The sequence below is a fragment of the Bauldia sp. genome (assembly GCA_037200845.1).
GTDB lineage: Bacteria > Pseudomonadota > Alphaproteobacteria > Rhizobiales > Kaistiaceae > DASZQY01.
In genome coordinates this window covers 1,573,806-1,593,776 of record JBBCGQ010000001.1, presented here as the reverse complement: position 1 = coordinate 1,593,776, position 19,971 = coordinate 1,573,806, and the positions used below count along the sequence as shown (strand labels likewise).

The following is a 19,971-nucleotide window of genomic DNA, read 5'->3' as shown; positions in this document are numbered from 1 at the left end:
GCCTACGCGGGCACGACAACGAGTGCGTTGGAGCCGTGGTGGGCACGCTTCCGCACCGCTACACTCGCGCACCAATGACCGAAGCATCCCCCACCCCCACGCGCCTGACCATCGACCTCGCCGCGCTCACCGCCAACTGGCGCGCCGTCGCCGCCAAGGTCGCGACCGAAACATCGGCGGTGGTGAAAGCCGACGCCTACGGCATGGGCATCGAGTTCGCCGGCGCGGCGCTGGCCAAAGCCGGCTGCCGCACGTTCTTTGTCGCAACCGCGGACGAAGGCCGCCGCCTGCGGAAGGCCGCGCCGGCCGCCACGATCTACATCCTCGCCGGCCTCCTGCCCGGCGAAGGTGCGGCGCTCGTCGCCGACAACCTCCGCCCGGTCCTCGGCTCGATGCCCGAGGTCGCCGAGTGGCAGGCGGCCGGTGCGCCGATCGGCGCCGCGCTCCACGTCGATACCGGCATGAACCGCCTCGGCGTCACGCCGGGCGAGGCGCTCGCCGTCGACATCGCGCGCACAAAACCGTCGCTGCTGATGAGCCACCTCGTCATCTCCGAGGAGCCCGATCATCCGCTCAACCGCCGCCAGCTCGATGCCTTCCGCGCGGTGCGCGCCGCGATGCCGGCCGTCCCGGCGTCGCTCGCCAATTCCGCCGGCGTCTACCTCGGCCGCGATTTCCATTTCGATCTCGTCCGCCCGGGCATCGCGCTCTACGGCGCCAGCCCCGGCCCCAACGTCGCGGCGCCAATGAACGTCGTCGCCACAGCGGAGGCGCGCGTGCTGATGGTGCGCGAGGCGGCGCCCGGCGAGACGGTCGGCTACGGCGCCACCCGCCGCCTCACGCGCCCAACCAGAATCGCGGTGCTCGGCGTCGGCTATGCCGACGGCTACCACCGCGTCAGCGCCGGCGACGGCGCCCACGTCGCCATCCGCGGCAGGCCGGCGCCGCTGCTCGGCCGCGTCTCGATGGACCTGATGGCGGTCGACGCCACCGACATCCCCGGCGCGACGCGCGGCGACTGGGCCGAGCTGTTCGGCAAGCAAGTGCCGGTCGACGACGTCGCCGCCCGCGCCGGCACCGTCGGCTACGAATTCCTCACCGGCCTCGGCAAGCGCTACGAGCGGCGCTACCTCGGCGGATAGCCGCCGTCATGCATCGAGCGCGCTGAGACACACCCCTCTCCAAACGGCCTTCGGCCGTTTGACCCTCCCACAAGGGGAGGGTTCATCGTTGTTGAAACACCGCGCTTGACCAAACTCCACTTGAGCCCTCCCCTTGTGGGAGGGCCAAAACCGCAAAGCGGCTTTGGGGAGGGGTGTCTCTCCACGAGTCCGACCGCATGTTGGTCCCGAGGCAGAGATGACGCCGATGGCTAGGCACCTGTCTCCGCGAAAATAAGTTATCCCCGCGACCCAAACCTCCCCGACAATGCACCCATCCCCGCTCACCCGAGGGCGCAACTCGAGGCGTCGTGGTGCGGAGCGGGGATGCGGTTCCCCGCCGCTCCGGTTACGCAACCGGGTCGCGGGGCGAAGCGTGGCTGGTCCGTCGGCACTACGACAGTCCGCCCACCTCGGGCTTGAGTTCGTCGCGTTGAGGCCCCGCCGGCACGCCGGAGAGGCGCTTCCCCAAAGCTACGTCGGGGAGCTAGCCGCGATGGACCGAAGTGCCGGCCGGCTTCGACAACGGCCGCGGCGGGCGCCCGGAAGGCGCCCACAAACGCGGGAACTACCCGCTCGGCACCAGCCGGGCGCCCGCCACCCCTCGGACGTGCCGGGGGAGAGAAAAGGAAGGATCAAGACTCGGATGCTCAGGCGTCGCGAGAGCGCGCAGTCACGCCTCCTTACCGCTTATCCCCGCGAAAGCGGGGATCCACGTGCCGAGCGCGAACCGCATGAGCAGCATCAATCCCGCCACCTGGATCTCCGCTTTCGCGGGGAAACCGGAGGAGCAGTTGCCTCGGCCCCCAAATTCACGTAGAACATAACAAGAACATCGAGGCAAACCATGGCGCGCGCGGCGGCACTCAAGATTCAGTTCGTCTGCCAGAACTGCGGCGTCAGCTCCAACCGCTGGCAGGGCCGCTGCGAGGATTGCGGCGAGTGGAACTCGTTCGTCGAGGAGGCGGCGAGCTCCGGCGTCGGCGCCGGGCCGGCGGTGCGCACCATCGGGCGGGGCCGCGTCGTCGCCCTTACTTCCCTCACCGGCGCCAACGACGAAGCGCCGCGCACAAAGTCGGGCATCGCCGAGTTCGACCGCGTCACCGGCGGCGGCTTCGTCCGCGGCTCGACGCTGCTGGTCGGCGGCGATCCGGGCATCGGCAAGTCGACCCTGCTGCTGCAGGTCGCCGGCGCGCTCGCCAATTCGGGCGAGTCCGTCGTCTACATCTCCGGCGAGGAGGCCGCGGCGCAAATTCGCCTGCGCGCCGACCGCCTCGATCTCAGCGCCGCGCCGGTGCGGCTCGCGGCCGAGACCAGCGTCGAGAACGTGCTGGCGACGCTCGCCGCCGAGCGCCCGCCCGCGCTCCTGATCATCGATTCGATCCAGACGCTGTGGACCGACATGGTCGATTCGGCTCCCGGCACGGTTACGCAGGTGCGCAGTTCGGCGCAGGCGCTGATCCGCTACGCCAAGCAGTCGGGCACCTCGGTCGTCTTCGTCGGCCACGTCACCAAGGATGGCCAGATCGCCGGCCCGCGCGTCGTCGAGCACATGGTTGACGCGGTGCTCTACTTCGAGGGCGAAGGCGGCCACCATTTCCGCATCCTGCGCGCGGTGAAAAAACCGCTTCGGCCCGACCGACGAGATCGGCGTCTTCGAGATGACCGGCGCGGGGCTGACCGAGGTCGCCAACCCGTCCGAGCTGTTCCTCGGCGAGCGCAACGCCAACACGCCCGGCGCCGCCGTCTTCGCCGGCATGGAGGGCACGCGGCCGCTGCTGGTCGAGATCCAGGCGCTGGTCGCGCCGACCCCGCTCGGCACGCCGCGCCGTGCCGTCATCGGCTGGGATTCCTCGCGCCTCGCCATGGTGCTGGCGGTGCTGGAAGCCCATTGCGGCGTGCGGCTCGGCGACTGCGATGTCTATCTCAACGTCGCCGGCGGATTGCGCATCAACGAGCCGGCCGCCGATCTCGCGGTCGCCGCGGCGCTGGTCTCCTCGCGCCTCAACGTGCCCCTCCCCTCCGATACCGTCTATTTCGGCGAGGTCAGCCTGTCCGGCGCGGTCCGGCCCGTCGGCCACGCGCCGGCGCGGCTCCGCGAAGCGCAGAAGCTCGGCTTCGCCCGCGCCGTCATTCCCGCCGGCAAGGAGAGCGAGCCCGGTGCGGCCGCGATCGCCCAGCTTGCCGATCTGGTCGCCACCATCGCGGCGCGGGCGCGCAGCCGCGAGGATTGATTGCGACGCGGTCGCGGCGTTATTTTAGCCGCGAGGGCAAGGCCGGAGATCGTCGACCATGAACGGTTTTACGAAAATTGTCGCTGTCGCGCTTCTCGCTGCAACCACGGTTCCGCTGATCGCGGCGCCTTCCGAGGCGGCGACCGTGCGCCGTCATCTGCATTGTTCGATCGGCGCCAGCGTCTCGCTGCCCGGACTTTTCATCCTCGGCAACGTCACCGCAACCCCGTTCGTGGTGACCAACCAGTGGTCCTTCGCGATCCCGGCCAACACGACCTATACGCTCAGCGTCGGCAGCCATTCGTGGACGGTGAAGAACAAGAATGCGCTCGCTGCCGGCGCAAGCTTTGGCACCAACACCAACTATACCAGCGGCGCCTGCAACGTCTCGGTGCCGGGCTAGCGGAACAGACCGAGCGTCCACGGCAGGCGGCGATAGATGTTCGCCTCGGCGGCGGAGACTTCGCCGTCGTGGTTGGTATCCATCGCCGAAAATGTCGCGCCGTGGATCAGCGCGAATTCGTCCTCGCTGATGTTGCCGTCCTTGTCGCTGTCGAGCGCCGCAAACGTGCGGTCGCCGGCGACGTGCCACTCGGCCTGATCGACCGAGCCGTTTTCGTTGGAGTCGATGCCGGCGATCGACTGGGTGATCTGGTCGTTCACCGGGGTCGGCAGGGCGGCGGTGGCGGCGTGGGCCAGCGCGAGGCCGGCGGCAAGGGTGAGAGTGAGGCTCAGCAGGTTGGCTGTTTTGGCCATGTTTTCCTCCCTATGCCCCGACCATACGCCTTGCCGGTGAGTCGAGCGTTAGCGGCCGGAAAGCCGTTCCGCGCCAACGGCTTACCGCAGCCATCGTGGCGGCGAACGGGCCGCACCCGGCGGCTCGCACGCCGGTATCAGAATCGTGCTAGGAAACGGCCGCCGTGGCCGGCTTCGACCGGTCACTCCCAGCCAGGAATTCGCGCCGCGCATGCCGCTCACCATCCTCGACCTGATCGTCATCGTCGTCGTGCTGATTTCGGCGACGCTTGCCATGGTGCGCGGCTTCGTCCGCGAGGTCCTCTCGGTCGCCTCGTGGCTGGCCGCCGTCGCCGCAGCCTATTTCCTCTACAAGCCCCTGGTGCCGATGGTGAAATCGTACGTCACCAGCCCGACGGTGGCGACCATCATCGCGGCGGCGGTCATCTTCGTCGTCGCGCTGATCGTGGCGAGCTACGTCACCACCAAGATTTCCGACTTCGTCATCGACAGCCGCGTCGGCGCGCTCGATCGCGGCCTCGGCTTCCTGTTCGGCGCGGCGCGCGGCATCCTGCTTCTGGTCATCGCGCTGCTCTTCTTCTCGTGGCTGGTGCAGACGCCGCCGTCGTGGGTCGCCAACGCCAAGTCGAAGCCGCTGCTTTCCAATCTCGGCGAGAAGCTGATGGCGGCGCTGCCCGACGACGTCGAGGCGGCGCTGCTCAAGCGCTTCCGCAACAACGGCGCCGATGCGCCCGCCAACGGCACCGACACGCCGCCGGCCGACGACAGCGGGGCGGCAAATCCGCCGGCGGACACTACATACGGCAACGATACGCGGCAGAATCTCGATACGCTTATCCAGAACAGCGGCAACTGACGGCGCCGCCGACATGGAAGACGCGGCCATGCACGACCTGACGACCAACCCGTTCGCCGACGACAAGCTGCACGAGGAGTGCGGCGTGTTCGGCGTCTTCGCCCACACCGGCGCCGGCGCGCTCACCGCGCTCGGCCTGCACGCCCTGCAGCATCGCGGGCAGGAGGCGGGCGGCATCGTCTCCTTCGACGGCGACGGCTTCCATTCCGAGCGCCACGTCGGCCTGGTCGGCGACACCTTCACCAAGCGCTCGGTCATGGACCGGCTGACCGGCGACCGCGCCATCGGCCACGTGCGCTACGCCACGCACGGCGGCAGCGGCACGCGCAACATCCAGCCGCTGTTCGCGGAATTCTCCGGCGGCGGCTTCGCCATCGCCCACAACGGCAACCTCACCAACGCGCTGGCGCTGCAGACCCTGCTGCAGAAGCGCGGCTCGATCTTCCAGTCGACGTCGGATACCGAGGTAATCCTCCACCTCATCGCGACCAGCACGAAGACGCTGCTGGTCGACCGCGTCGTCGATGCCCTGAAGCGGGTCGAGGGCGCCTATTCGCTGGTGTGTCTCTCGACCAAGAAGATGATCGGCGTGCGCGATCCTCTCGGCGTGCGCCCGCTCGTCCTCGGCGACCTCGACGGCGCTGCGATCCTCGCCTCGGAGACCTGCGCGCTCGACATCATCGGCGCGCGCTTCGTGCGCGACATCAAGCCCGGCGAGATGATCGTCGTCACGCCTGAGGGGATCGAGAGCACGTTCCCGTTCCAGCAGGAGAAGCCGCGCTTCTGCGTCTTCGAGTACGTCTATTTCGCGCGGCCCGATTCCTCGGTCGAGGGGCGAGGCGTCTACGAGGTGCGCAAGCGCATCGGCGCCGAGCTCGCGCGCGAAGCGCCGGCCGATGCCGATCTCGTCGTGCCGGTGCCGGACTCGGGCACGCCGGCGGCGATCGGCTATGCCGCGGCCGCCGGCCTTACCTTCGATCTCGGCATCATCCGCAACCACTACATCGGCCGCACCTTCATCGAGCCGTCCGACGCGATCCGCCATATGGGCGTCCGCCTCAAGCACAACGCCAACCGCGACGTGCTCGCGGGCAAGCGCGTCGTGCTGGTCGATGACTCCATCGTGCGCGGCACGACCTCGCAGAAGATCGTGAAGATGATCCGCGATGCCGGCGCCAGCGAGGTGCACATGCGCATCGCCAGCCCGCCGACGATGCACTCGTGCTTCTACGGCGTCGATACGCCGGAGGAATCGCAACTGATCGCGCACCGCATGTCGATCGCCGACATGGCCAACTACATCCAGGTCGATAGCCTCGGCTTCCTGTCGATCGACGGGCTCTACCGGGCTGTCGGCGAGGCGCAGCGCGACAGCGGGCAGCCGCAGTTCTGCGACGCCTGCTTCACCGGTGCCTATCCGACGCGGCTGGTCGACCGCGAGGCGGCGAACAACGTGCGCGCCTTCCCCAAGCTCGCCGAGGCGCGCTAGCCGCATGGTCGATCTCTCCGGCCGCGTCGCGGTCGTCACCGGCGCCTCGCGCGGCATCGGCTACGCCGCCGCCCTCGGCCTCGCCACCGCCGGCGCGCACGTCGTGGCGGTAGCGCGCACCGTCGGCGGCCTCGAGGAACTCGACGACGCGATCAAGGCGAAGGGCGGCGCGGCGACGCTGGTGCCGCTCGATCTCACCGACTACGCCGGCATCGACCGGCTCGGCGCGGCGCTCCACCAGCGCTGGGGCAAGGTCGATATCGTTCTCGGCAATGCCGGCGTGCTCGGCGTGATAACGCCGCTGTCGCACCTCGACCCGAAGATTTTCGAGGCGACGATGGCGATCAACGTCACGGCCAACTGGCGCGTGATCCGCTCGCTCGACGTGCTGCTCCGCCAGTCCGATGCCGGCCGCGCGCTGTTCCTCACCTCCGGCATCACCAGGGCGTATCTGCCCTACTGGGGCGTCTACGCCGCGTCGAAGGCGGCGCTGGAGGCTCTGGTGCGCACCTACGCCGCCGAGATACGCATGACCAAGGCCACCGCCAATCTTTTCAACCCGGGCCCGATGCGGACGCGCATGCGGGCGCAGTCGGCGCCGGGCGAAGACCCGGCACGGCAGACGCCGCCCGAGGCGGCGGTGCCGGACATCCTGCGCATGGTTTCGCCGGACTACGTCGCCAACGGCGTGCTGTTCGATTTTCCGACGGACAGGACCGAGGCGCTGTTGCGGTAGCCATGCTCCGCTCTCCCGCGAACGCGGGGGAAGCGGTGGATCTGGCTACCTGATCCCCCGCCCCTTCTCGAACGGGTTGTCGCCCTTGCGCAAAATCAGCCGGATCGGCGTGCCGGGCAGATCGAAATCCTTGCGCAGCGCGTTGACCAGGTAGCGCTTGTAGGCGTCCGGCAGCACGTCCGGCCGCGAGCAGAACACCACGAACGTCGGCGGGCGCGACTTGGTCTGCGTCAGGTAGCGCAGCTTGAGGCGACGGCCGGCGACCGCGGGCGGCGGGTGGCGCTCGACCATTTCGCCGAGCCAGCGGTTCAGCTTCGCCGTCGAGGTGCGCCGGTTCCACACCGTGTGCGCCTTGACCACCGCCTGCATCAGCTTGTCGAGGCCCTCGCCGGTCACGCCCGACACCGGCACGAGTTGGACGCCGGCGATCTGCGGCAGCAGTCGCTCTGCCTTCTCGATCAGATCGGCGCGCGTCTTCTGGCGATCCTCGACGATGTCCCACTTGTCGAGGGCGATGACGATGGCGCGGCCTTCCTGCTCGACGAGGTCGGCGATCTGCAGGTCCTGCTTCTCGAAGGGCGCGGCGACGTCCACCACCAGCACGACGACCTCGGCGAACTGGATGGCGCGCAGCGCGTCGGCGACCGCAAGCTTCTCGACCTTGGCCTCGACGCGCGCCCGCCGGCGGAGGCCGGCGGTGTCGAACAGGCGGAAGGTGTGGTCGCGCCATTTCCAGTCGACGGCGATGGAGTCACGGGTGATGCCGGCTTCCGGTCCGGTCAGCATGCGCTCCTCGCCGATGAGGGCATTGACCAGCGTCGACTTGCCGGCGTTCGGCTGGCCGACGATCGCGACCTTCACCGACTTCGCGGTCTCGGCTTCCTCTTCCTCCTCCGCCAGCGGCGCGTACTCGGCGAGCGCGTCGTGGAGGTCGCCGAGGCCGGTGCCGTGCTCGGCGCTCAGCGCGATCGGCTCGCCGAGGCCCAGCGCAAACGCCTCGGTGACGCCGGCCTCCCCTGCCCGGCTCTCCGCCTTGTTGGCGACCAGCACGATCGGCTTGCCGGTGGTGCGCAGCATCGCGGCGAAGTGCTTGTCGAGCGGCGTCACGCCGGCGCGGGCGTCGATGATGAACACGGCGACGTCGGCGGAGCGCACCGCCGCGATGGTCTGTTCGCGCATACGCCCGGCGAGCGATTCCGGCGCCGCCTCGTCGAGGCCGGCGGTGTCGATGGCGGTGAATTCGAGGAAGGCGATGCGCGCGTCGCCCTCGCGGCGGTCGCGGGTGACGCCCGGCATGTCGTCGACCAGCGCCAGGCGCTTGCCGACGAGGCGGTTGAACAATGTCGATTTGCCGACGTTCGGGCGGCCGACGATGGCAACGCGAAGGGGGCGATGCGGCGACGGCATCGGGCGTGCTCCTCGGGGCAGTCGTCGCCGGACCCGCCGCGGGTCCGCCGGCGCTACGGCGTCGCGGGCGCCGGGGTGGCGTCCGGTGGCGTCGGCGTCGCCGGCGTGATCGAAGCGGCATCGGCGGGCGGCGTCACGCCCAGTTTCGCATCGATCAGCGCCAGCATCAGGCGGGCGCGCTGGTGGACCTCGTCGGGCGCATCGGTGTCGGCGTCGAGGTCCGAGTAGAATTTCTGGGCCGTCGTGTAGTCGCCGGTCCGCCACGCGGCGAGGCCGAGGATCTCGCGGGCGGTGTGGCGCCAGATATTGCCGGTGGTGGCAAGGTCGCCGACACGCGCGCTGAGGTCGGCGAAGCTGGCGGTATCGACCAGCAGGAAAGCAGCGCGCAGCCGCGCCATGTTCTTGATCTCGGCCGGCGCGTTGCCGGCGGCGATGGCGTCGAAGTCGGCGACGGCGCCGGCGTCGTCGCCCTTGGCGGCCTTCTCGCCGGCGATGCGGAACTGCGCCAGCACCGGATAGCCGCCGCTGCCGTCCTTGACGATCGCCTGCAGCGCGGCGATGGCATCGTCGTGCTTGCCGGCGGTGGCGAGCTGGATGGCGGTGGCGAAGCGGTCGCCCGAAGCCTGCGCCTGCCGCTCCTGCCAGTACTCCCAGCCGCGGTAGCCGGCGGTGACGAGGACGATGAGCACGGCGACGCCAAGGATGTAGGGCCCGAACCGGTCCCACAGCTTGTGGAGCTGCTCGCGGCGGATATCCTCGTCGACTTCCTTAAAGATATCAGACATTTCGCCTTCCAGAGGTCGCCTCAGGGTGGCAACGCGGGCGCACCATATAGACGCCGGGGTGGGGTTTCAACGCTTCGGCTTGTAGACGTTGGCCTCGCCCGGGAAGGCACGCGAGCGCACGTCCGCGGCGTAGGCGGCAACCGCCTCGGCGATATGGTCGGCGAGCTTGCCGTAGCTCTTGACGAACTTCGGCACGCGCGGCGAGAGGCCGAGCATGTCTTCCAGCACCAGCACCTGCCCGTCGCAGGCGGCCGATGCGCCGATGCCGATGGTCGGGATGGGCACAGCCGGCGTGATCTCGCGGGCCAGCGGCTCGACGATGGCTTCCAGCACGACGGCGAAGGCGCCGGCCTCGGCGACGGCGATGGCGTCGTGCTTGATCGCCTCGGCCGCGGCGGGATCGCGGCCCTGCACCCGGAAGCCGCCGATGGTGTTGACGCTCTGCGGCGTCAGCCCGACGTGGCCCATCACCGGGATGCCGCGCTCGGTGAGGAAGCGGATCGTATCCGCCATGCGCAGGCCGCCCTCGAGCTTGACGGCGCCACAGCCGGTTTCCTTCATCACGCGCGCGGCGCTACGGAAGGCGGCGGCCGGGCTCTCCTCGTAGCTGCCGAACGGCAGGTCGACCACGACCAGCGCGCGCTTCGAGCCACGCATCACCGCCTGCCCCTGCAGGATCATCATGTCGAGCGTCACCGGGATCGTGGTCTCGAAGCCGTGCATGACCATGCCGAGGGAGTCGCCGACGAGGATGAAGTCGACCAGCGGGTCGATCAGCGCCGCGGTGTGGGCATGGTACGAGGTCAGCGACACGATCGGGTCGCCGCCCTTCTTGGCGCGAATATCGTTTGCGGTCAGGCGTTGCGTGTCGACGGCTATGGACAAGGTTCTGCTCTGTCTCTCAAGTGGGCGTTCCGTCTAGCATTTTTTGCGGCGCGGCACGACCGCAGGCCTCCTCACGCAATTTTGCATGGCCGGCGCCGCTTACGCGTTGTTCACCCCGCCGTGGCTATGTAGGGTTCTTGCCGCGAGGAGGCTCGCGCGACCGCTTGGCGGCCGGTCGCAAGAGGGGGCTGGGTTTACATGAAGGCGATACTCATCGCGCTGGCGGCGGCTGCCCTGATGGCAGTTGCGCCGGCAAAGGCTTCTTCGATCCTCGCGCGGGTCGATCTTTCCGAACAGCGCATGCAGGTCTTCGTCAACGGCTGGCCGCGCTATTCGTGGCCGGTGTCGACCGCCCGCGCCGGCTACGTCACGCCGGTCGGCAACTACAAGGCGCAGCGGCTGGCCGTGATGTGGTACTCGCGCAAGTACGACAACTCGCCGATGCCGCACTCGATCTTCTTCAAGGGCGGCTACGCCATCCACGGCACCGGCTACATCAAGAATCTCGGCAAGCCGGCTTCGCACGGCTGCGTCCGCCTCCACCCCGACAACGCGACGACGCTCTTCTCCCTCGTCAAGGATAACGGGATGGAGAACATGCAGGTCGAAGTCGTCCAGTGACACGGCTCGGCATCGCACTCTTCGGGCTGGCGACGATCGCGGTCGCCGGCAATGCGCACGCCACCGAGGCGACCGCGCCGCTGCCCGTGCTCGCGACGGCCGTCGAGGCTGCGCCGACGACGTTCGTCTTCGCGCGCAATCGACATCTCCGATCAGACGATGACGGTCTACGTCGCCGACCGCATCACCTACACCTTCAAGGTCTCGACGGCGCGCGCCGGCTACATCACGCCGGCCGGCTTCTACGGCGTCGAGTGGCTGTCGCCGAAGCACCGCTCGCGCAAGTACGACAACGCGCCGATGCCGTGGGCCGTGTTCTTCCACGGCGGCTACGCCGTGCACGGCACGACCGAGATCCGCAACCTCGGCCGCCCCGCCTCGCACGCTGCGTCCGCCTCCACCCCGACAACGCCAAGGCGTTTTTCTCGCTGGTCAAGCAGGCGGGGATGGAGAACACGCAGATCGTCGTGGTGAACTAGGCGGGCTGCGTGACGGCTCAGCGGGTCAGCCGTGCCAGAATCCATGCGGCGACGAAAAGGCCGACACCGAATGCGGCGTGGGTGGCGAGCTGCGCAAGCGTGCGGCGCTCGGGTTTGGTGCCCGCGACGACGCGATACCGAGGCCCATGCCCGGCTGCATCAGCAGGAAGGGCGCCGCGACGGTGATAATGCCCAGCAGCAGCGCAGGAACTAGCGATGGATGACGGAGCCAGTCTTCGCCGCATATCACAACCAGCAGTGCCGCGAACACGATCCCCGTCGCATAGTGCGCGATCCATCCGATAATGCGCTCACCTTGAACCGGAGGCGCGGCCCGGATCGACGCATGGACGAAACGCCCGGCGGGCATGTAGCCGAGCCAGCGGCCGACCGTCGCGTAATCGGATAGCGGCACGCCGAACGCCACGTTGAGAAACACGCCCCACAGATCGAGCAACAGTGTTGCCCCGATCCCGATCGATACGGCGGCGGCAATCATTTCCATGCGCGAGCCTTCGGCAGCGGATTCACGCCGGTCGATAGATCTGCCGCGCGGCTTCTGCTCAGCGTGGTGCCGGCCCAACGACAGGCCAGATCCAATTCCCTCACTCCCACTCGATCGTGCCGGGCGGCTTCGAGGTCACGTCGTAGACGACGCGGTTGATGCCCTTGACCTCGTTGATGATGCGCGTCGCCGCCGCGCCGAGGAAGCCCATGTCGAAGGGGAAGAAATCCGCCGTCATGCCGTCGTTGGAGGTGACGGCGCGGAGCGCGCAGACGAAATCGTAGGTGCGGCCGTCGCCCATGACGCCCACCGTCTTCACCGGCAGCAGCACCGCGAACGCCTGCCAGATGGCATCGTACAAGCCGGCCTTGCGGATCTCGTCGAGGTAGATCGCGTCGGCCTTCCTGAGGATCGCGAGCTTGTCGCGCGTGATGTCGCCGGGAATGCGGATCGCGAGGCCGGGACCGGGGAAAGGATGGCGGCCGACGAAGGCTTCCGGCAGTCCGAGCTCGCGGCCGAGCGCGCGCACCTCGTCCTTGAACAATTCGCGCAAGGGCTCGACGCATCTTCATGCGCATGCGCTCGGGCAGGCCGCCGACGTTGTGGTGCGACTTGATGGTCACCGACTGGGCCGCCGAGCGCCGAGACGCTTTCGATGACGTCGGGATAGAGCGTGCCCTGCGCCAGGAAATCGGCGCCGCCGACTTTGTTCGCCTCGATCTCGAACGTCTCGACGAACAGGCGGCCGATGATCTTGCGTTTCTCTTCCGGGTCGGACTTGCCGGCGAGCGCGCCGAGGAAAACATCGGCGGCGTTTAACGTGGACCAGCGGAATGTTGTAGTGGCCGCGGAAAAGCGACACGACCTCGTCGGCCTCTGCCTCGCGCATCAGGCCGTGATCGACGAACACGCAGGTGAGCTGGTCGCCGATCGCCTCATGCAGCAGCAGCGCCGCGACGGATGAATCGACGCCGCCGGAAAGCCCGCAGATGACGCGGCCCTTGCCGACCTGCTCGCGATGCGCCGGATCGCCTCGACGCGGAAGGCCGCCATCGTCCAGTCGCCCTTCAGGCCGGCGACCTGTGGACGAAATTGGAGAGCAGCTTTGCGCCGTCCGGCGTGTGCACGACTTCCGGGTGGAACTGGATCGCGTAGAACTTGCGCTTCTCGTCGGCGATCATCGCGAAGGGCGCGCCGTCCGACTTGCCGACGATCTCGAAGCCGTCGGGGAGTTTCGTCACGCGGTCGCCGTGGCTCATCCACACCTGATGGCGCTCGCCCGGCTTCCCAGATGCCGTCGAACAGCGCCGCCTGACGCACGACCTCGACATAGGCGCGGCCGAATTCGCGATTGTGCTCGCTCTCGACCTTGCCGCCGAGCTGGTGGGCCATCGCCTGCTCGCCGTAGCAGATACCGAGGATGGGCACGCCGGCGTCGTAGATCGAGGGCGGCGGCAGCGGCGCGTCTTTATCGAGGACGCTCGCCGGGCTGCCCGAGAAGATCACCGCCTTCGGCTTCAGCCGGGCGACGGCTTCCTCGGCTTTGTTGTAAGGCGCGACCTCGGAATACACGCCCGCCTCGCGGACGCGCCGGGCGATCAGTTGCGTCACCTGGCTGCCCGAAATCGACGATCAGAACCGTGTCGGTGGCTGTCATGGCGAGGCCTTAAAGGCCCGGCCTCGATTCCGCAAGGTGGCGGAGCGCCCTAGTGGGCGTGCTCGTGGACGTGGCCGGGCGCGTGATCGTGGCCATGATGATCCTCGCCGCCGTGCCGATACTCCGCCCAGGCGTGGCGCAGTATCTTGATCGACGAATTGAAGAACAGGCCGCCGAGGATCGCCGCCACGATCAGGTCCGGCCAGCCGGTCATCGTGCCCCAGACGCCCAGCGCCGCGACCATCACGGCGACGTTGCCGATGGCGTCGTTGCGCGAGCAGATCCATACCGAGCGGACGTTGGCGTCGCCGTCCTTGTAGGCCATGAGGATGACGACGCTGGCGACATTGGCGGCGAGCGCCAGGAAGCCGACGGCGCCCATCACTTCGGCCGACGGCGTGCCCAGCACGAAGACGCGATAGATCGTGGACCCCAGCACCCACAGCGCCATCAGGAACAGGCTTCCGCCCTTAGCGAGCGCGACCAGCGAACGCGTGCGGAGCGCCATGCCGATGACGGCAAAGCTCGCAGCGTAGGTGACGCTGTCGGCGAAGAAGTCGAGCGCATCGGTGTACCGCATCGCCAAGCTGACGCCGGCCGACACGGTGCTGGTCACCGGCGCCAACGGCGGGCGTCGGCACGGCGATGCTGAACTCCTGCGCCTCAACGGCAACCGGACACTCGCGGCGGCCTCCTCTCGCGCTCACGATCTGGTGCGCTCGCTGGGCGCCACCGCCGTGGAAAGCCGGGCGCAGGCGATCGACGTCGGCGTGCACAAGATCATACCCGGCGGCGTCGACATCACCCTCGATAATCTCGGCGGTCCGTTCACGCCGGCGGTCATCCGCGCGACGCGCAAGGGCGGGCTTGTCGTCGGCATCGGCTTTTGCCGGAACCAAGAAACGATTTCTTTGCCGTGCCGCTGTCGCTCGGCCGCCTTTTCGGCGGCGCGATGCTGGCCGGGCGGAAGGCAAAATTCTTCGGTGTCACCCAGCTTTACAAGAAGGACCCGGCGCCGCTTCGCCAGGATCTCGCGACGCTCTTCCTGCTGGCCCCGCGACGGCAAGATCCATCCGCGCATCGCCGCGCGCCTGCCGCTGCTTGCGGCGCGCAAGGCGGCGGAGATGATGGAAAAGGGCGGCGTCGACGGGAAGATCGTCCACCTCGCCGGGCTGTGAGGCTCAGGCCAGCGCGACAGCGAGGGCGAACAGCACCCACATCAGCATGAGATCGGCGAGGCCGACGCAATAGGCGGCGAACCGCTGCGGCACGTTGTTGGTCGTGGCGTGGATCGCGGCGTGCACGATGCGCGACAGGACGAACAGCCACGCGAGGCCGATCAGGATCGCGGTGACGTGACCGGTGACCAGCACCAGCGCGACCAGCGCGTAGAACAGCACCGGCAGCTCGAACTGGTTTTCGTACGCGTTCTGGATGCGCGCGATTTCCGGCGGCCAGTTGGGCTCGCCGAGCGCCACGTCGCGGATGTTGAGCCGCTTCTCGCGCAGCGCCGCGATGCGCGCCCTGCCCATCCACAACAACAGTCCGAAGGTCAGCGCAATCTGGACAAAGACCGCCGCGAGGATGGCGGCGGGCACTACACCCCGCCCGGGTAGTTCGGGCTTTCGCGCGTGATCGTCACGTCGTGCACGTGGCTCTCGCGGAGCGCCGCCGACGAGATGCGCAGGAACTGCGCCTTCTCGCGCAGCTCCGTCAGGTTGGCGGCACCGACGTAGCCCATGGCGGCGCGCAGGCCACCGGCCAACTGGTGCAGCACGCCGGCGACCGGGCCCTTGTACGGCACCCTGCCCCTCGATGCCTTCCGGCACCAGCTTCAACTGATCGCGCACCTCGGCCTGGAAGTAGCGGTCGGCCCGAGCCGCGCGCCATGGCGCCGATCGAGCCCATGCCGCGGTAGGATTTGTACGAGCGGCCCTGGTGCAGATAGACCTCGCCGGGCTTTCGTCGGTGCCGGCGAGCAGCGAGCCGATCATCGCGCAGGCGGCGCCCGCGGCGAGCGCCTTGGCGAGGTCGCCGGAAAATTTGATGCCGCCATCGGCGATCGCCGGGATGCCGGCTTTGTCCGATGCCTCGACCACGTCCATGATCGCGGTGAGCTGCGGCACGCCGACGCCGGCGACGATACGCGTCGTGCAGATCGAGCCCGGGCCGATGCCGACCTTTACCGCGTCGGCTCCCGCATCGATCAGCGCCTTGGCGCCGTCGGCGGTGGCGACGTTGCCGGCGATGACCTCGACGCGGTTCGACAATTTTTTCACGCGCGTCACCGCGTCGAGCACGCGCTGCGAATGGCCATGCGCCGTGTCGATGACGACGAGATCGACGTCGGCGGCGATCAGGCGCTCGCTGCGCTCGAAGCCGTTGTCGCCGACGCTGGAGGCTGCGGCGACGCGCAGCGGCCCTGCTCGTCCTTCGTCGCGTTCGGATTCAGCCGGCTTTTCTCGATGTCCTTCACCGTGATCAGGCCGACGCAGCGGTAGACCTCGTCAACTACGATCAGCTTCTCGATGCGGTGCTGATGGAGCAGCCGCTTGGCTCCGTCCTGGTCGACGTTTTCGGTGACCGTGACCAGCTTCTCCTTCGTCATCAACTCGGCGACCTTCTGCGACGGATCGGTGGCAAAGCGCACGTCGCGGTTGGTCAGGATGCCGACGAGGCGCCCGCCGGTTTCGACCACCGGAATTCCCGAAATATTCGATCGCTTCATCAGCGCCAGCGCCTCGGCGAGCGTCGCGCCGGGATGGATAGTCACCGGGTTCACGACCATGCCGGACTCGAACTTCTTCACCTGGCGCACGGCCTCGGCCTGTTCGTCGGGCGTCAGGTTGCGGTGGATGACGCCGATGCCGCCGGCCTGGGCCATGGCGATCGCCAGGCGGGCTTCGGTGACGGTGTCCATGGCCGCCGAAATGATGGGGAGATTCAGCGATATCTGGCGGGTGAGCCGCGTCCCGACGTTGGCATCGCCGGGCAGCACGGCAGAGTAGGCCGGCGCCAGCAGCACGTCGTCAAAGGCGAGCGCTTCGCGCCCGGTGGAATGCTCGATAAGGCGCGCCATGCCAACCTCCGGAATAAAGCTAAAGCGCCGGCCGCCCCTCTGTCGGGGTGGCGGTGCCTGTCGCGGTGAATGAAGTTGACGCGGGTCAATATCACGCCACGGCGGATTCGCAAGTGCGACGCCAGTCCACGCAAGTCCGCCCTTGGCGGGGCGGCCGATAGGTCTATGTTGCGCAGGCACCCTTTCGACTCCCGCCGCCCCTCCCCATCCGATGCCCGACCGCATTCTGGTCCCCCTGATCGTCGCTTGCGCGCTGTTCATGGAGAACCTCGACTCGACCATCATTTCGACCCGCGCTGCCGACCATCGCGCGCGATTTCGGCGTGAGCCCGATCCACCTCAAGCTGGCGCTGACCAGCTACCTGCTCACCATCGCCGTCTTCCTGCCCGCCTCCGGCTGGCTCGCCGATCGCTTCGGCGCGCGCGTCATCTTCCGCCTCGCCATCGCCATCTTCACGATCGGCTCGATCCTCTGCGGCTTCTCCAACTCCATCCCGGCGATCGTGTTCGCGCGCGTGCTGCAGGGCATCGGCGGCGCCATGATGGTGCCGGTCGGGCGGCTGGTGATCCTGCGCACGGTGTCGAAGCAGGAACTGGTCGGCGCGCTCGCTGGTTCACCGTGCCGGCGCTGATCGGGCCGCTGATCGGCCCGCCGGTCGGCGGCTTCATCATCACCTACGTCGACTGGCCGTGGATCTTCTGGATCAACATTCCGGTCGGCGTGCTGGGCTTCATTCTCGCCACCCTCTACATTCCCGACGTGCGCGGCGAGGCTCGCGTCGTTTTCGACCGCTTCGGCTTCTGCTCTCCGGGCTGGGCCTTGCCACGTTCATGGCGGTGCGACGACGCTCGGCCTCGGCCTCTTGCCGCTGCCGCTGGTGCTGTCGCTGATCGTTTTCGGCGCCGCGCTCCTCATCGCCTTTGTGATGCACGGACGGCGGATTGCGAACCCGATCCTCGACCTGACGCTCCTGAAGATTCCGACCTTCCGCCACAGCCTGACCGGTGCGCTGCTCTTCCGCATCGGAATGGGCGCGACGCCGTTTCTGCTGCCGCTGCTGCTGCAGGTGGGCTTCGGCATGACGCCGTTTCAGTCGGGCCTCATCACTTTCGCCGCGGCGATCGGCGCCCTGGCGATGAAGTTTGTTGCGCCACCCGTGCTGCGCCGGTTCGGCTTCCGCAACGTGCTGCTGTGTAACACGGTCATCTCCGCAGGCTTCGTCGCCATGCCGGCGCTGTTCACGCCGGCGACGCCGGTGATGCTGATGACCGGCCTGCTGCTCATTGGCGGGTTCTTCCGCTCGCTGCAGTTTTCGTCGATCAACGCGCTGTCCTACGCCGACATCTCGGCGCTGCGCATGAGCCGCGCCACCACGCTGACCAGCGTGGCGCAGCAGTTGTCGCTCTCCGTGGGCGTGTCGACCGGGGCCCTCGTGCTGGAAGCCATGACGCGGATTTCCGGCAACGAAATCGTGGCCAGCGATTTCTGGGCTCCGTTCACGATTGTCGGGCTGATCTCGCTGTCGTCACTGATACCGTTCTGGCGCCTTGCCAAGGATGCCGGCGACGAAATGTCGGGGCGGCAGCGCGCCCTCCCCGATCCGGTCACGATCATGCGCGAGCGCTAGCCGCGGAAGCCTTTGGCGACCAGGTAGAGCTCGACCGACTCGGCGCGGCTCGCCGGCGGCTTGACGTGATGCACGACGGCGAAATCCCGCTTCAGCCGCGCCAGCAATTCGCCCTCGGTGCCGCCACGGAAAACCTTGGCGACGAAATCGCCGCCCGGTTTCAGGATCGTGCCGGCGAATTCCGCCGCCGCCTCGACCAGCGCGATGGTGCGCAGATGGTCCGTCTTGCGGTGGCCGGTCGTCGGCGCGGCGAGGTCGGAGATCACGACGTCGGCCTTGGCACCCAGCGCATCGCGGATGGCGTCGGGCGCGGCGGCGTCGAGAAAATCCTGCTGCAGCACGATCACGCCGGGCAGCGGATCCATGCCGAGATAGTCGATCGCGACGATCAGCGGCTTGCTGGACGTCGACTTCACCCGATCGACCGCAATCTGCGACCAGCCGCCGGGGGCGGCGCCGAGATCGACGACGCGCTTGCCGGGCGCCAGCAGCTTGTAGCGGTCGTCGAGCTCGACCAGCTTGAAGGCCGAGCGCGCGCGGTAGCCTTCGGCCTGGGCGCGGGGCGACATACGGATCGTTGAGCTGGCGCTCGAGCCAGCGCGTCGACGACGCCTTCCGCCGCTTCGCCGTCTTGACGTGGACCTTGAGCGAGCGCCGGCCCGAACCGCGTTTCTCAACCATGCAGCCGCTCCCCGGCGCGACGGCCCGAGCGCGAGCGCCAGACGCCGTCAGCCGCCATCATCTCGACCAGTACGCCTTCGCGCAGGCCGCGGTCGGCGACGCGCAGCCGCTCGCACGGCCAGCGCCGGCGGATGGCCTCGAGGATGGCGCAGCCGGCGATGACCAGATCGGCGCGCTCGCGCCCGATGCACGGGTTGGCGATGCGCTGATCGTAGTCCATCGCGACCAGCTCCTCGATCAGGGAGGCGACGCGCTCGCCGGCGAGCCAGACGCCATCGACCCGCCGGCGATCGTAGCGCGGGAGGCCTAGATGTATGCCGGCTAAGGTCGTCACCGTGCCCGAGGTGCCGAGCATGTGGACGCCGCCGCGCTTTACCGCCGCATCGAGCTCGGCGCCTTGCGGAAAGTCCGCGACCATCGCGGTCACCTCGTCGACCATCGCGGCAAACTGAGCCGGCGTAATATGCTTGCCGCCGTGGCGCTCGCTGACGTTGACGACGCCCACCGGCAGCGACATCCACGTGCGGATGCGGTCGGCCATGCGGCGCTTGCGCCCGTCGGGCGACGGCGCGAGGTCGATCCACACCAACTCCGACGAGCCGCCGCCGATGTCGAACAGGATGACGCCCGAGGCCCGCGTATCGACCAGCGAAGCGCAGCCGGCGACGGCAAGCCGCGCCTCGGCCTCGCGCGACACGATCTCGATAGCGAGCCCGGTCTCATCAAGGACGCGGGCGATGAACGCTTCGCCGTTCTCCGCCGCCCGGCAAGCCTCCGTCGCGATCATGCGGACGCGCGCGACGTTGCGCTCCGCAAGCTTGGCGCCGCAAATCTTCAGGGCCTCGATGGCGCGGGTCATCGCCGCTTCGCTGAGGCGTCCGTTGGCGCCGATGCCCTCGCCCAGCCGCACGATGCGCGAGAAGGCATCGACGACGCGGAAGCCGTGTTCGCGCGGCGTCGCGATCAGGAGGCGGCAGTTGTTGGTGCCGAGGTCGAGGGCGCCGTAGAACGGA

16 protein-coding genes and 9 pseudogenes are annotated in these 19,971 nt (G+C 68.5%); 12 read left to right on the top strand and 13 right to left on the bottom strand.

Annotated elements, in window-relative coordinates; genetic code table 11:
* Nucleotides 1-74 precede the first annotated feature (74 nt).
* The 3 genes and pseudogenes from alr to WDM94_07695 all read left to right on the top strand — a co-directional run bounded on the left by alr (nt 75) and on the right by WDM94_07695 (nt 3,797).
* A complete protein-coding gene (gene alr, locus WDM94_07705; protein ID MEJ0012496.1) occupies nt 75-1,142 on the top strand; it encodes an alanine racemase in 1,068 nt (355 codons plus the stop codon).
* 865 nt (nt 1,143-2,007) lie between these two features.
* A pseudogene (gene radA / locus WDM94_07700) lies at nt 2,008-3,394 on the top strand (DNA repair protein RadA).
* Between the two features lie 58 nt (nt 3,395-3,452).
* Nucleotides 3,453-3,797: a hypothetical protein gene (locus WDM94_07695; protein MEJ0012495.1), complete on the top strand. Its 345-nt coding sequence runs from the start codon at nt 3,453-3,455 to the stop codon at nt 3,795-3,797.
* On the opposite strand, the gene WDM94_07690 is transcribed toward WDM94_07695, so the two are convergent.
* Nucleotides 3,794-4,150, bottom strand: coding sequence for a hypothetical protein (locus WDM94_07690; GenBank protein MEJ0012494.1), 357 nt, complete (start codon nt 4,148-4,150; stop codon nt 3,794-3,796). The two genes, WDM94_07695 and WDM94_07690, sit on opposite strands and share 4 nt — an antisense overlap.
* 211 nt (nt 4,151-4,361) lie before the next feature.
* On the opposite strand from WDM94_07690, the gene WDM94_07685 reads away from it, so the two are divergent.
* From WDM94_07685 to WDM94_07675, 3 genes are read left to right on the top strand one after another with little or no spacing between them, the layout of a single operon-like run.
* Nucleotides 4,362-5,006 carry a CvpA family protein gene (locus WDM94_07685; protein ID MEJ0012493.1) on the top strand — a complete coding sequence of 215 codons (645 nt, stop codon included), beginning with the start codon at nt 4,362-4,364 and terminating at the stop codon, nt 5,004-5,006.
* Nucleotides 5,007-5,019: 13 nt separating this feature from the next.
* A complete protein-coding gene (purF, locus tag WDM94_07680; protein MEJ0012492.1) occupies nt 5,020-6,495 on the top strand; it encodes an amidophosphoribosyltransferase in 1,476 nt (491 codons plus the stop codon).
* A gap of 4 nt (nt 6,496-6,499) precedes the next feature.
* Entirely contained in the window at nt 6,500-7,231 is a 732-nt protein-coding gene (locus WDM94_07675; protein MEJ0012491.1) for an SDR family NAD(P)-dependent oxidoreductase, read from the top strand.
* 45 nt (nt 7,232-7,276) lie between these two features.
* Here WDM94_07675 and der read toward each other — a convergent pair whose 3' ends face one another.
* From der to panB, 3 genes are all read right to left on the bottom strand, one after another.
* On the bottom strand, nt 7,277-8,638 hold the full coding sequence (der, locus tag WDM94_07670) for a ribosome biogenesis GTPase Der (GenBank protein MEJ0012490.1): 1,362 nt from the start codon (nt 8,636-8,638) through the stop codon (nt 7,277-7,279).
* A 53-nt stretch (nt 8,639-8,691) separates the two neighbouring features.
* Nucleotides 8,692-9,423: a tetratricopeptide repeat protein gene (locus tag WDM94_07665; GenBank protein ID MEJ0012489.1), complete on the bottom strand. Its 732-nt coding sequence runs from the start codon at nt 9,421-9,423 to the stop codon at nt 8,692-8,694.
* Nucleotides 9,424-9,489: 66 nt separating this feature from the next.
* Entirely contained in the window at nt 9,490-10,308 is an 819-nt protein-coding gene (panB, locus tag WDM94_07660; protein MEJ0012488.1) for a 3-methyl-2-oxobutanoate hydroxymethyltransferase, read from the bottom strand.
* Nucleotides 10,309-10,506: 198 nt separating this feature from the next.
* Between panB and WDM94_07655 the strand changes: the two genes are divergently transcribed.
* A complete protein-coding gene (locus tag WDM94_07655) occupies nt 10,507-10,929 on the top strand; it encodes a L,D-transpeptidase (GenBank protein ID MEJ0012487.1) in 423 nt (140 codons plus the stop codon).
* Between the two features lie 138 nt (nt 10,930-11,067).
* Nucleotides 11,068-11,408 (top strand): annotated as a pseudogene (locus WDM94_07650) (L,D-transpeptidase).
* Between the two features lie 25 nt (nt 11,409-11,433).
* On the opposite strand, the gene WDM94_07645 reads toward WDM94_07650, so the two are convergent.
* From WDM94_07645 to WDM94_07635, 3 genes and pseudogenes are all read right to left on the bottom strand, one after another.
* Nucleotides 11,434-11,913, bottom strand: coding sequence for a DUF2938 domain-containing protein (locus WDM94_07645; GenBank protein ID MEJ0012486.1), 480 nt, complete (start codon nt 11,911-11,913; stop codon nt 11,434-11,436).
* Nucleotides 11,914-12,013: 100 nt separating this feature from the next.
* A pseudogene (gene guaA, locus WDM94_07640) lies at nt 12,014-13,570 on the bottom strand (glutamine-hydrolyzing GMP synthase).
* Between the two features lie 49 nt (nt 13,571-13,619).
* Nucleotides 13,620-14,138: pseudogene (locus WDM94_07635) on the bottom strand (cation transporter).
* Between the two features lie 37 nt (nt 14,139-14,175).
* Here WDM94_07635 and WDM94_07630 point away from each other — a divergent pair.
* Nucleotides 14,176-14,748: a zinc-binding dehydrogenase gene (locus WDM94_07630; protein MEJ0012485.1), complete on the top strand. Its 573-nt coding sequence runs from the start codon at nt 14,176-14,178 to the stop codon at nt 14,746-14,748.
* Nucleotides 14,749-14,751: 3 nt separating this feature from the next.
* Here the strand turns inward: WDM94_07630 and WDM94_07625 are convergent.
* The 4 genes and pseudogenes from WDM94_07625 to guaB form a co-directional block, all read right to left on the bottom strand.
* Nucleotides 14,752-15,141: pseudogene (locus WDM94_07625) on the bottom strand (MAPEG family protein).
* A gap of 26 nt (nt 15,142-15,167) precedes the next feature.
* Nucleotides 15,168-15,347, bottom strand: coding sequence for an IMP dehydrogenase (locus WDM94_07620; GenBank protein ID MEJ0012484.1), 180 nt, complete (start codon nt 15,345-15,347; stop codon nt 15,168-15,170).
* Nucleotides 15,284-15,514, bottom strand: a complete 231-nt coding sequence (locus tag WDM94_07615; protein ID MEJ0012483.1) for a hypothetical protein — start codon at nt 15,512-15,514, stop codon at nt 15,284-15,286. Before WDM94_07615 ends, WDM94_07620 begins: the two co-directional genes overlap by 64 nt.
* Nucleotides 15,445-16,649, bottom strand: a pseudogene (guaB, locus tag WDM94_07610) (IMP dehydrogenase). The gene WDM94_07615 and the pseudogene guaB overlap by 70 nt, the downstream one beginning before the upstream one ends.
* Before the next feature lie 323 nt (nt 16,650-16,972).
* Here guaB and WDM94_07605 point away from each other — a divergent pair.
* From WDM94_07605 to WDM94_07595, 3 genes and pseudogenes are all read left to right on the top strand, one after another.
* Entirely contained in the window at nt 16,973-17,281 is a 309-nt protein-coding gene (locus WDM94_07605; protein MEJ0012482.1) for an MFS transporter, read from the top strand.
* Nucleotides 17,269-17,370, top strand: a pseudogene (locus tag WDM94_07600) (hypothetical protein). Before WDM94_07605 ends, WDM94_07600 begins: the two are co-directional and overlap by 13 nt.
* Before the next feature lie 142 nt (nt 17,371-17,512).
* Nucleotides 17,513-18,277, top strand: a complete 765-nt coding sequence (locus tag WDM94_07595) for an MFS transporter (GenBank protein MEJ0012481.1) — start codon at nt 17,513-17,515, stop codon at nt 18,275-18,277.
* Here the strand turns inward: WDM94_07595 and WDM94_07590 are convergent.
* Together WDM94_07590 and WDM94_07585 are read right to left on the bottom strand one after the other, a co-directional pair.
* A pseudogene (locus WDM94_07590) lies at nt 18,274-18,958 on the bottom strand (RlmE family RNA methyltransferase). The gene WDM94_07595 and the pseudogene WDM94_07590 sit on opposite strands and share 4 nt — an antisense overlap.
* A pseudogene (locus WDM94_07585) lies at nt 18,951-19,970 on the bottom strand (Ppx/GppA phosphatase family protein). The pseudogenes WDM94_07590 and WDM94_07585 overlap by 8 nt, the downstream one beginning before the upstream one ends.
* Between the last annotated feature and the right edge of the window lies 1 nt (nt 19,971).